Genomic DNA, 12,833 nt, shown 5'->3' with positions numbered 1-12,833 from the left:
TTATTCTTCAAACAAATCACTAACAATATGCTGCTGATCTTCAGGTACAATATCTCTAAAATAAGAGAGTAAATCTTTGGTTGTAGCGTATCTGTATGTTTTTGTTTTTAATAGACCATCAGTAGTATTCCAATCTCTAATGAATTGCTTTATGGCTAAATTTACCTGTTGCTCTCCAACGACCTTTTGAAATTCATACATATTAATTACCCCTTTGGCATAGTATACATATTCTTGATTTTCAACCAAGGCTAAAGAAGGCTCCTCAAATTGTTCACGTACTTGCCCATCTTTATAAGTTTCTTTCTGAAATTCTAAAAACTGGAGCACTTTATCCTCGGAATAATAATGTTTCAAAACCATTACAGCTGCATATTGAGATAATGTCTCTAAGATGAAATGTTTGCCTTTAACATTTGCTGCCTCTACTTGCATTCCAAACCATTGGTGTGCAATTTCATGTGCTGTAACATAAAAAGCCATGTCAACATCAGTATGATCATCAATATCTAATATAAATCCTATCGATTCTGAAAAAGGTACAGTTCCAGGAAATGATTGTGCAAATTGAGCATATCTGGGGAATTCCATTATTCTAAGATGTTCATATTGATACGGCCCAAAATTCTTACTAAAATATGCTAATGATGATTGCATAGATGTCATCATTCTATCGACATTATAATCATGACCTTCATGATAATAAATTTCTAGGTTTACCGGATTAATATCTATGGATGAACTAGGTGTCCATATTCCCTTTTTAGTAATGTACTCACCAGAAACAACAGCATAAAAATTAATGATAGTCTGGTCTGTTTTATAGTGAAAGTAGTTTCGGTCATTTTCTGTCCATTGTCGTAATAAATTACCAGGGACAATAGCCGTTTGATCTTTATGAGTGCCAACAATCATTTCGAGTTGAATACCATCAGAATCGCTTCCTGAACGCGCTATACCTAATTCATTATAATCTTCTCTACTTGCTTTATTTAATCGCTTTGGTAAATTATTGTCTGCACGATCATCACTATCATTAAGTTCATATTTTTTATTGTAACCAATACTTGGGAAATCATTATTATTAAAAAATGTACCATTCTCTACAATGTTCTCATTAGAAGCATCGTGCTGAAAACCTCTAGTTCTATAGGTTTGCTTAAAGTTCATTTTAACCGAATCTCCTGGTTGCAATGCGTTTTGTAATTCATAAATAACATAATCATATGTTTTATAGGTATTGTTTGGAGTTGAGCCGCCTTCAAAAGTGACATTGTCTAGCGTAGTATTCGATTCAATTTGTTTTTGAATATGAACCTCTTTAATGACATGGTCTGTTGCATTTTTTAAGATATATTGACCTTCGGCCACATAGTGTCTCAACTCAGGATATAACTCAAGTTTCATATAAACATCTACCAGTTTTGGTTGTGGGATATATTCAAATTTTTTGAGTGTTTTTTCATAGGCTATTCTAAAATCTACAGCGTCCGCATCCGTCCAATAGATGTTTAAAACATTGGTGTTATAAAAAATAAAGCTGCCAAGTATAATGAATGCTATTGTAACGCCGCTGCTAAATTTCATAAGACGTGTACTCACCTTATGTCTAATCATCTTAATACGCCTCAATAATTGAGTCTCCATTCCTCTCACTAAGAGCAATGAAGAGATAACAAGGAGTAATATTCCAAATAGCATCCAATACGTTTTAATAAAGAGATATGGTTTTAAAAAATCACCATAACCATTCATATCAGAATAACTTCCTAGGGAACTTCCACCAAATAAGTAAAGGTTATGATTAAAACCTAGCACACCTAAGAAGACTATTAAAATGAATACTACAGTAACAATCATAATTCCAATAAACTTATGATTAACAAGAGCCTGCACAAAAAAAGACAAACATGTGTATAATGCTAAAAAGGGTAATATTTCTAAAAAGAAGCCATAAAAGTAGACTTGAAATTCGTAATTATAATAGCCATTCAGCGTTTGAAAAATAACTCCCGATAAAATCAAGGCCAACATCAATACGATATATATAAGGTTTAATCCAATGTACTTCCCTAAAACATTCATAAAACTAGACATTCCGGTGGCATCATAAATCAGATTTAATTTCGCACCTCTTTCTTTCCACATCAATTCTCCAGAATAAAATACCATGATGATAATAAAAAAGTAAATTGATGTTTCTTGGAGTTCTTCTACAATAAAATATGTAGCAGGATAACTATCTACGCCATATACAGTTCCAAGGTTAACAGAGTTAATTAAAATGATAATCATACCACAAATAACAATCCCCCAAAACGAAGGTTGTTTAAAAATGCTCACAAAATAAAACCATGAAAAATGTCTTAGTTGTTTCCATTTGCCTGCTATACTAGTTTGCACCTTAGTATTCGGTACTTTAATTAAACGACTGTCATAACTTTTTCCTGCATCTAAAGTTTGAACACGTTTAGACTTTGGCTGTCCTTTTTTAACGCTACTGAGGTTAAACTTTTTATAGCCATAAAACAAAATAATTAATCCCAATGTTATCCAAACCAATTTATTTATTAACAATAAGCCAATAAAAGGAATGCTTTGTATACACTTTTCAGATGGCGTCCAAGCGTCTGTTATTAGCGTTAATGTAGTTAATGAAAAAGGGTCTAAAATGGCCTGAATGGTATCGTTAGTAATTGCTTTGGTAAGCATGAACATAACAAAAAAGATAATACCTTGAGTGTATACAACGACCAGCTTCCTACTAAGTGTTCCAGAGACAAAAAACAATGCTGCTCCAAAAAATAGAATTGGTAGTGTGACTTGAACAAATGCGCTCAAATAGGTTAATATATTGAAAGGTAGTAAATCATCTGGTTTATGCCATGGCATAAACTCTCCAAGCATCAATCCAAAGAAAACTCCACTAAATACTATAACTAAAATGGCAAAAGAACCTAAGAATCTACCCATCAAATAATCTTTCTTACGTATAGGCGTTGAGAACATTAGCGATGCAATCTCATACTCAAAATCCCGCAACACCGAAACGCCCATAATCATTGATGCCAAAATCATAAAAATTCCGGTAATTGCTCCCATAGCTTTAGCAACAACAATTGGGGAATTCTTTTTCAAAACACCTAAATCGACACCTTGAAAAACAAAGTCCACACCTACAATAGAAAACAGAAATAAAAACAAAAAGAATACATAAGTATCTGCTCGTCTAATTCGATATTGAATTTCAAATTTAAAAATGTTGTACCACATGATTAAGAAATGGTTTTAAGGTTAGTGTTTTGATTAAAAATTTGTGCGAAGTATACATCTTCCAATTCGGCATTGATAAGGGAAAAACCATTTCCAGGATTCACATCACTAATGATATGAATAGTTGGCTGACCAAGAAATAGCTTTTCACTTATAACCTGATAATGCTGTCGATAAGATTCTAATTCAGATTTTTCAATTGTTTTTTTATAAACCTTTCCTTTTAACTCTTCAATTATTTTTAATGGATTTCCTTTTAGCGATACCTGACCCTGATTTATAATCGCCATATTGGTACAAAGTTCTTTAACATCATCTACAATATGAGTAGATAAAATGACCACAGTACGTTCTCCCAATTCGCTCAGTACATTATAAAATCGGTTCCGCTCAACAGGGTCTAAACCAGCAGTAGGCTCATCAACAATGAGTAACTTTGGATTGTTCAAAAGTGCTTGAGCAATACCAAAACGTTGCTTCATACCACCAGAATAACCGCTTAGATTTTGTTTTCTAACATCATATAAATTTGTTTTTTGTAGTAAAGCCTTAACCAAGTCATTACGCTCTCCTTTCTCTGAAATACCCTTTAATACAGCAAAATGATTTAGCAATACTTCAGCAGATATTTTAGGGTATAAACCAAACTGTTGTGGTAAATACCCTAAAACTTGCCGCAACTCATTTTTTTGATTTAAAACATCTATATCGTCTAAAAAAATAGAACCCTGATCTGCTTCTTGCAGCGTAGCAATGGTTCGCATTAGCGTGGATTTACCTGCGCCATTTGGTCCAAGTAAACCAAACATGCCCTGAGGAATTTCTAAAGAAATGTTTTGGAGCGCTTTAATGCCATTTGAATAGGTTTTAGATAGATTGTCAATAATGAGTTTCATACTGATCGTTTTTTAATTGATATGGGCAAACGTATAAATCACTTCAAATAGAAAAAAGAAATAGGGATGTAAAACACTGAGCGCGTGACATAAGTAATTTTAAACGCTATAAAAGAACTTGGTCACTACTATCTATGAGTTTGTCACTTACGCACATCTGTTTATCAACTTATTTGTTAGCCGATTTTTATTTAATTAATATTGACTATGATTTTTAAAATTCCAGAACATAGAAAACCATTAATAAAGCGTTTGTACAGAGTAACGCTTATCATCATTGGGCTGCTAATTGTCATTTTTAATGACGCATTTGGAGACAATGAGGCTTTTGGAATTTTTGGTTTATTATATTTCCTATTTCTATTTGTATCTATAGCCTATTGGATATTTAAACAGATAAGGTCCATTATCAGGTTGAAACATGAAAAAGCAAAAACCGAGTTAATGCATTTAAAAAGTCAGGTAAACCCTCACTTCTTTTTTAATATGCTTAATAACCTTTATGGTTTGGTAGATAAGGATTCTAAAAAGGCACAAGAACTCATATTAAAATTGTCTGATATGATGCGCTATAGTATTTATGATGGACAAAAAGAAACGGTATTGCTTTCTGAAGAAATAACGTATTTGAAAAACTATATTGAACTTCATAAAATGCGTTATCATAAAACGATAGATATTCAGTTTAATGACGATATAAAAGATAACGATTATCAAATAATGCCGCTTCTATTTATCATATTAGTAGAAAATGCATTTAAGCATGGTGTAGAAAATTTAAGAGAGAATGCCTATGTTTACATCACAATGACTGCTAAAAATAATCAGGTGCATTTCGAGGTTAAAAACAACTTTGACAATGCCATTGATAATGAACAAGGAGGTATTGGTTTAGACAATCTTAAACGTCGATTGGAATTGGTATATCCAAAACAACATCACTTATCATTTTCAAAGGAGAATGACGTTTTTGAGGCACAACTCACAATTTCAAAATTATGATAAAATATATCATTATTGATGACGAGCATATTGCTCATGACATTATTAAAAACTATTGCGACATGTTACCAAATATGGAACACATGACAGATTGTTATGACGCCATAGAAGCCTTAGATTATCTTAGCAAAACTAATGTTGACCTCATTTTTTTGGACCTCAATATGCCCAAGTTAAAAGGGTTTGAGTTTTTAAAAACCTTGCCTTCTCCTCCTAAAGTTATAGTAACAACAGCGTATAGCGAATTTGCGTTAGAAGGGTTTGAACTTAATGTTGTAGATTATTTATTAAAACCGTTCAGTTTCGAACGATTTTTAAAAGCCGTAAATAAAGTATCAGAATCTAACACCACAGCGAATGTATCGGCAGTACATGATCATAAAACTAGTACTGGTCAAATCTTTTTAAGGCAAAACAAGAGTTACATTCAAGTTGATATTTCAGATATATTATACATTGAAGCCTCTGGCAATTACACGAAAGTGGTAACAAACGATGATACCATTACTGTTCGAGAAAAAATTTCTGATATGTTAGATTCATTGTCAAGTAACGAGTTTTTACAAGTACACAAGTCCTTTGTGGTTGCCAAAACGCATATATCTCGTATTGAAGGCAATAGAATTCATCTTAAAGATGCTATCGTTCCAATTGGCAAATTATATAAGGCCAATATTAATGACTTATTAAAATAACTTTATTCCGAAATAGGCTCAACTTTACCTGTATAGCGAATAGGAAATCGTTTGGCGCCTTTAAGCATGATCTCACTTCTTAGACTAGGAAACAATGTCACAACAACATTAAAGTTTTCATTATGACTTTTAGCCTTAAATTTTATAACATAAGAGTTGTTATCACGTTTTAAAACTTCGTAATCTTTAATACCATTTTTAAATTCTATGCTCCCATTCCCTGTTCTACTAGTAACCATCTGACGTTCTCCAAAATATGGTAAATAAGAATCTATATCATCGTTAGATAATTTGAGATGATTAGGATTTCCTATAAGACTAAAACGACCAGCATTGGCATCGCCAGGTGCTAATAAACCTGCATTTTGAAGTGCCTGTAAACCACTAGAAGATTGCGGAATCGCATAATCTGATTTGATAATAAATGATTTCCCTGCAACCAAAGCATCTAAGACATCTATTTGCTCTTGTGAGATACTTGTCTTTGTAGAACTACAGGATAACAAAAAACAACTAATAAAAAGTGTGATTAAATATTTAGCTCTCATAGCAATATGATTTTAGTGCCTTTAAGATACGAATAAAGTGTGTTATCTAGTTGTTTTTTAACATTTTATAAAGTCTTTTGCTTAAACTTTATGCCTAGCGTTTTTTGAATCCCTTGAATATTTTGTTCTTCTCCTGAAATAATTAAGGCAATGGACTCTCCTGTTTTTCCAGCTCTAGCTGTTCGACCACTTCTGTGTGTATAATATTCTAATTGATCTGGCAACTGATGGTGAATAACAAATGCCAGATTATTGACGTCAATACCTCTCGCAGAAACATCAGTAGATACTAAATATTGTAACGATTCATTTTTGAACGCTCTCATCACTTTATCACGCTCCTTTTGCTGCATGTCCCCTTGAAGGGCGTCTACTGAAAACCCTTCATTCTTTAAAATTTCAGTAAGCTGGTTTGTTCCTGCCTTTGTTCTGCAAAAAATAATGCCTCTATCATTATTATAACCATCTAATAATCTCGTGATAATGTTGGCCTTTTCTTTTATAGACGTTACAATATAATGATGAGAAATATTTGCGTTTACAATACTATTTCTGTCTATTTCAACTCTAACAGCATCCGAAGACATGTAGGTTCGTATAATTTTTTGAATCTCTTCTGGCATCGTTGCCGAAAACAACCAAGTATGTCTTGTTCCTGTTGTATATTTTAAGATCTTGTTTAAATCTTGTTTAAAACCCATGCTTAGCATTTCATCTGCCTCATCTAAAACTAGAGTCTCAATTTGTTTAATATTCACTTCACCGCGTTCAATAAAATCTAATAAACGTCCTGGAGTAGCGACAATAACATGCGTAGTTCGTTGTAAGCGTTTTAATTGGATATCCATTTTTTCTCCACCATAGACACCTTCAGAAAAAATCTTTGCGTCACAATATTTTGTAAACTTGAACAGCTGCTTTTGTATTTGTTGCACTAATTCTCGCGTAGGCGCCAATATTAAAGCCTGAACGTGATCTTCTTTTGGGTTTATATTCTCAAGTATAGGCAAACCATAAGCTGCTGTTTTACCAGTTCCTGTTTGGGCTAAACCTATAAAATCGGTATCATTTTTTAACAATACAGGTATGGCTTCTTCCTGTATTTGTGTTGGTGTTTTTATTTCGAGTTCTTTTAAACCTTTTATAAAAGGTTTTGAAATTCCTAAATCGAAAAATGTCTTATCCATAATTTTATTATTATCGCACAAAGGTATTGTTATTCTGTAATCTTTCAGAATTAATATTCGTAATTTCGACGTGACATGCACATCGAACCAAAACATCTCCAAAACCTCTACCAATCGTATTGCAAAACGCCATTGCTTTGGAAAAACAACTTGGTTTCCGAACTCGTGCAATTTGACATTCCAATAACCACATCTTTCCCTTTTCTTCGGACATTAGAGCGTCAACTTAGATTAGGGCAATTGGCCGAACAATTTGTTTTTAATCAGTTAGAAACCGACCCAACAATTACATTATTGGCAGAGAATATTCAAATTCAAAAAGGTAGCCAAACACTCGGCGAATTAGATGTTTTAATCCGCAAAGATAAACAACCAATACATCTTGAAATCGTTTACAAGTTTTATGTGTATGATGACACGTTAGGCCGAACGGAAATTGATTGCTGGATTGGTCCTAATAGAAAAGACAGTCTTATTGAGAAACTGAATAAACTAAAACAAAAGCAGTTGCCTCTACTCTATTCTAGTGAGTGTAGTAGTACCTTGTCTCAGTTAAAACTTGACCATTTAAATTTTGAGCAACAGGTACTTTTTAAAGCACAACTTTTTGTACCATACAACAAGAGTGTGAATTTTGAAAATTTAAATAAAGAGTGTGTTTATGGGTTTTACATACACCATTACGAACTAGAGCTGTTTCAAAATTGTGTATTCTACATACCTCCTAAACTCGACTGGTTTCTTGACCCTAGTGATACGATAGAATGGCTAGATTATAAACGATTTAAGGACAGTGCTTCAACTTATCTCAATAACCAACAATCACCTTTGTTTTGGCTTAAAAACGATAGCCAAGACTTATCGAAATGTTTTTTGTTGTGGTGGTAAAATTAAAGAGTTGAACTATAGTTTTTTCACATAAAAAGTGGGAGTTATTAACTCCCACTAAATAGATTAAAATTGATAGTTAAAGAAGTTTTACCAATTAATTGTGGTATCAAAAATATTTTGAATTTTATCGCCATTAACTTGGTGCTTTACACTACCCGCAATATTTATGTCCCATTTATAATACGATAGATTTGGTATCCCTGTTAAATATGTGTAGCTATGTATTGGGAATGTTTTTGTTCCTTTGTACGCATTAAAACAGCCGTTTTGCTCATCTAAAGTAAAATATTTAGTAGTACCAGGTATTGCTGTGTTTTGTAACCTTATAAGTGCAAACCCAGACAAGTTCACATCATATAATCTACCAGTTGATGTATTGTTATATTTCCATCCTGAACTCGTTTTATAACTCATTCGTAATCTAAAATTAAGATTAGACGTTGTATAGGCGCCAATAGTAACACTCTCGACAGCTAAATAATGAATCAATCTATACTTCAAACTCTTGTAAACCAGTCCGCTACAATTGTTAGTCAAATATTTTTGTCTCGTAAATTCTCTCCAAGCAGATGATGGTTTATATTCAGAACCATTTGTGATACTTATTAACCTATTTTCGTTACCTGATAGTTCTGTTTCTCCTACTTCGGATAATTCTTGTTCAAAGTGACCGATAACATTATTTTCTTTAATTGTATGTCCAGATTCATCAATACTATTCTCGTAAAAAAGATTGTCTGAATACGTAATGATTTTGTCACCAACTCTAAATTCTTTGTTTTCATTTAGAATAAATAAAAAGGTATATGGCGTATTGTCTTTTTCCTCTATGGATACCACATCAGAACTATAAAGAGATTTAAAATCTTGCTGTAACAACCAATTTTCATAATCTTCGTTTGAATTAAATGTACTAAACTGGTCGAGCGTATTTTTTAAATCGTCCATACTTTCAAACGATAGCATTCGGTTTTGGTTTAGTTCGTTTGATAATGGGGTTTCTTGAGTGTCAATTTCATCGTTACATGAAAAGCAAAGTGCGAGACATAGCACGCCATAAATAAGTGTTTTTTTCATTTTTAAAAGTTTCTTGTGTTAATATTAAGTTTGATTTAAATATTTAACAATAGTACTGTTAACTTAAAATTTGAAAAAATATATATTCTGAACGTAGACGTTTAAAGTTTAAACGTAGCAATGTAACTTATAAGTCTTTATTATGAAGCTAGTTAAGGATAAATTATTCTTTTATAATAGGTGTTTCTAAAATAACTTTTGTTCCCGACACTACTCCATTTTCTTTGAGATCAACAATTTGAAAATTAGCATTAACTTTAAACTTATCTCCATAGATTTTTAATCTATCATTAACGATATCGGAAGATATAGAAGGCTTGTTTTTTGATTTTTTATGAATTGCATTGGCATAGCCAACCCCATTATCAACAATGATACACTTCAAAATTTGAGAATTATCTTCAGAAACACTAAAAGTAATCTCAATCTTGCCGCTCTCTTTCAATGCGCTAATACCATGAATAATTGCATTTTCTACAAAGGGTTGAATTAACATTGGCGGAATAAAAATATCAGCAATAGTAAGTTCACAATTGATGACATATTCAAATTTCGCCATCAATTTGGATTTTAATACTAAATAATTATCTAGTGTCTCTATTTCTTCTTCTAAAGAAATAAAATCCTTACGAGAGTTTTCTAAAACACTTCTCAGTAGCTTAGAAAAACTCAATAAATACGTTTTTGCCTTTTTTGAATTAACATCCAACAAATTATATACAGAATTGAGAGCGTTATAAGTAAAATGAGGATTCATTTGAGACAATAACAAACGTTGTTCTAAATTTACCTTTTCATATTTATCCTTTAATGTCTTTCGCTTATACAGCACAATAATTAATAACACCCCTAAAAACAAAGAGCAAATAGATACAATAGCCGTAATTTTTTGTTGATCTAATTTTTGTTTTTGAGAATTATTAAGTTGCTCTAAATTTGATATTTGTTCTTCTTTAAGTTTAGTTTTATAGCCAACCTCAATCTTTTGCAGATCTTCTTTAAACAATTCTTGATTAAAAAGCGTGACTACATCAAATTTCTTTTTATAACTTTCTTTAACTTTTTTAAACCGCCTTTCTTTTTCGTAAGCTAGTATAAGGTAATCCAATACATTTAGAACAAAGTCTCTATCTTCTTTATCTACCTTTTTTAAACTAGTAACAGAATCAACGATGCGAGTTAATACATTAATTGTTTCTTTATCATGCTTGTTGTTATAAATATCTACAAAATGATAATTTGTCTGAGCAAAAACCTTAGAATCTGCCCTCAAGGAACTGATGTCAATTGTATCTGATATTCGCTTAGCAATGCTAAAATAATGTATTGCAGAGTCCATTTGTTCTTCTTTATAAAAAAGCTCGCCCAAATTGGTGTAAGCAGCTAAACCGCTACGATCAGACTCGTATTTTAATGATTTATGCAAATAAATTTTTGAAGAATCTCTTTGATCCAAATACCCATATAAAATGCCTATTTGATTAAACAAATTAGCCGCTTGATAGGAGGTTTTATAAAGCGAGTCTTTTTCTATTTGCTTCTGATATCTTAAAGATAATTCGGGATTACCCATGGCAAGGTGTATCTCGGCAATGGATGTCAATATATAAACTTCAATTTTATAATGATCAGGGTATTTTCTATGAATATCAAGAGATTTTAGAAAGAAGTTTAACGATTCATTATAGTTCTTACGTCTTTTATGTATCCAACCACCAACATAATATGCACGTTGTAATGACCTTTCTGCATACGTATATCCAGCTTCATCACTATTATAAACATCTATTGTCTTTTCTGAATAAAATAATGCAGAATCTCTTTTAGATTGTTTTAAACATAAAAAACTTTTGTGAGCATAATATTTAGTCCATCCTTTAAGTTCGTCATTAGATAGTAAGATGTTTTTAAAATTGGAAACCTGCAATGAATCTATAGGTTCTATTAATAGTGTGTCAACGTAATGTTGATTGATTTTTTCCGATTGGGAAAACATCAAAAAATTTAACAAAAAACAATATAGAAACAGTGCTCTTTTAATGATTAATTTTATTTCTTTATGTAAAATTTGATAATAGAGGGTAGTGAGCAAATATACTATTAATTCCATAATAATTGAAGACGATTCTGATGCCGTTAATTTTCTAAATCATTTTCTTGAAATAAATTTTAATAAATTCAAAATCAATGGTGTAGCCAAAGATGTTGGTCAGGCAATACATCTAATTGACACATTAAGACCTGAGCTAATTTTTGCCGACATTGAACTCCTTGATGGAACTATTTTTGATGTTTTAAAATCGTCTAAATATCAAGATTTTGAGATTATTTTTATTACTGGTCATAATCAATATCTTAAAAAAGCGATGGATCACTTTGCTTTTTACTTTATTGACAAGCCTATTGATGAAATTATATTGTCAAAAACACTTCATCGTTATTTAAAATTAAAAGAACGCTTATACACTTTACATAAATTCCAGTTTTTTAATGAATTTATTCATGAGAAAAAATCTAAAATAATTCTTGACGTAGGTAGAAATCAAAAAATTGTTAAGATAGATTCCATAATAAAATGTGTTGCAGACGGAAATCATACCAAGTTTTACACAGATAATAATGAAACTTTCTTGGCTCAAGGGTCTCTAAAACACTTTGAAGATCTATTAATTCGCAAAGAATTTCTAAGAATTCACCGGTCTGTTTTGGTTAATTTATCCCATGTTCTGGGTATTCAAAAAAAGTCAAAGCTCTTACTATCAAATAATATGGAAGAAGTTATTTCCGTAAGAAATAGGAGTCAGATTTTAAATCAAATCAATCTGTTTTTAAAAAGTATCTAATTTGATTTACTAATATTTTTTTAATCAATAGTTAGGCTACATCCCTAAAGTCTCATAGACATAGCAAATACCTTTTTCATAATCTATAAAATAACGAGACCGATTCCATTCATCTGGCAGTCTATACTCTATAAACCTATCGCCAGGTCTAAACCAATCTAACGGACGAGTCATTTCAATCCACATGTCATCATCTTCTGGAGTTGTTAATACTAATTGATTTTGTTCCTTAAAACTATACCACCACTGTTTTGTTGGCTTAAACTTTAAAAAAACTTCATATTCTAAAGTAAAATGTGGTGATTGGTAATATTCGCCATTCAAAAGCACAAAACCCTTTGGTACTGCTGCTTTCGTCCAGTACTCAAAAGTACTTACCGCATCTGTTGATGATTTTGATATACAGCTTGATAACAAAATA

At 31.7% G+C, this 12,833-nt stretch carries 11 protein-coding genes; 4 read left to right on the top strand and 7 right to left on the bottom strand.

Annotation, left to right across the window (positions count from 1 at the left end; all coding sequences use genetic code 11):
* A complete protein-coding gene (locus Q0787_RS07470) occupies positions 1-3,273 on the bottom strand; it encodes a M1 family aminopeptidase (protein WP_298901692.1) in 3,273 nt (1,090 codons plus the stop codon).
* Between the two features lie 2 nt (positions 3,274-3,275).
* Positions 3,276-4,169: an ABC transporter ATP-binding protein gene (locus tag Q0787_RS07465; protein ID WP_298901691.1), complete on the bottom strand. Its 894-nt coding sequence runs from the start codon at positions 4,167-4,169 to the stop codon at positions 3,276-3,278.
* A gap of 207 nt (positions 4,170-4,376) precedes the next feature.
* Between Q0787_RS07465 and Q0787_RS07460 the strand changes: the two genes are divergently transcribed.
* Together Q0787_RS07460 and Q0787_RS07455 are read left to right on the top strand one after the other, a co-directional pair.
* On the top strand, positions 4,377-5,171 hold the full coding sequence (locus Q0787_RS07460) for a sensor histidine kinase (protein WP_298901690.1): 795 nt from the start codon (positions 4,377-4,379) through the stop codon (positions 5,169-5,171).
* A complete protein-coding gene (locus Q0787_RS07455) occupies positions 5,168-5,866 on the top strand; it encodes a LytTR family DNA-binding domain-containing protein (RefSeq protein ID WP_298901689.1) in 699 nt (232 codons plus the stop codon). The genes Q0787_RS07460 and Q0787_RS07455 overlap by 4 nt, the downstream gene beginning before the upstream one ends.
* Positions 5,867-5,868: 2 nt before the next feature.
* Here Q0787_RS07455 and Q0787_RS07450 read toward each other — a convergent pair whose 3' ends face one another.
* A complete protein-coding gene (locus Q0787_RS07450) occupies positions 5,869-6,414 on the bottom strand; it encodes a DUF4251 domain-containing protein (RefSeq protein WP_298901688.1) in 546 nt (181 codons plus the stop codon).
* Positions 6,415-6,479: 65 nt separating this feature from the next.
* Positions 6,480-7,601, bottom strand: coding sequence for a DEAD/DEAH box helicase (locus Q0787_RS07445; protein ID WP_298901687.1), 1,122 nt, complete (start codon positions 7,599-7,601; stop codon positions 6,480-6,482).
* 75 nt (positions 7,602-7,676) lie between these two features.
* Here Q0787_RS07445 and Q0787_RS07440 point away from each other — a divergent pair, with 75 nt between their 5' ends.
* On the top strand, positions 7,677-8,489 hold the full coding sequence (locus Q0787_RS07440) for a DUF1853 family protein (RefSeq protein WP_298901685.1): 813 nt from the start codon (positions 7,677-7,679) through the stop codon (positions 8,487-8,489).
* A 90-nt stretch (positions 8,490-8,579) separates the two neighbouring features.
* Here the strand turns inward: Q0787_RS07440 and Q0787_RS07435 are convergent, their stop codons facing one another.
* Positions 8,580-9,569 (bottom strand): hypothetical protein, encoded by a 990-nt coding sequence (locus Q0787_RS07435; RefSeq protein ID WP_298901684.1) that lies wholly within the window; start codon positions 9,567-9,569, stop codon positions 8,580-8,582.
* Between the two features lie 163 nt (positions 9,570-9,732).
* Positions 9,733-11,565 (bottom strand): histidine kinase, encoded by a 1,833-nt coding sequence (locus tag Q0787_RS07430; RefSeq protein ID WP_298901683.1) that lies wholly within the window; start codon positions 11,563-11,565, stop codon positions 9,733-9,735.
* An 88-nt stretch (positions 11,566-11,653) separates the two neighbouring features.
* Here Q0787_RS07430 and Q0787_RS07425 point away from each other — a divergent pair, with 88 nt between their 5' ends.
* Positions 11,654-12,412, top strand: a complete 759-nt coding sequence (locus Q0787_RS07425; protein ID WP_298901681.1) for a LytTR family DNA-binding domain-containing protein — start codon at positions 11,654-11,656, stop codon at positions 12,410-12,412.
* Positions 12,413-12,448: 36 nt separating this feature from the next.
* Here the strand turns inward: Q0787_RS07425 and Q0787_RS07420 are convergent, their stop codons facing one another.
* Positions 12,449-12,829: a hypothetical protein gene (locus Q0787_RS07420; protein WP_298901679.1), complete on the bottom strand. Its 381-nt coding sequence runs from the start codon at positions 12,827-12,829 to the stop codon at positions 12,449-12,451.
* Between the last annotated feature and the right edge of the window lie 4 nt (positions 12,830-12,833).

Source organism: uncultured Psychroserpens sp., from assembly GCF_947492715.1.
In the GTDB taxonomy this organism is placed as follows: domain Bacteria; phylum Bacteroidota; class Bacteroidia; order Flavobacteriales; family Flavobacteriaceae; genus Psychroserpens.
Note: the sequence above shows the minus strand (reverse complement) of the source record. Positions and strands in the feature narration are given on the sequence as shown.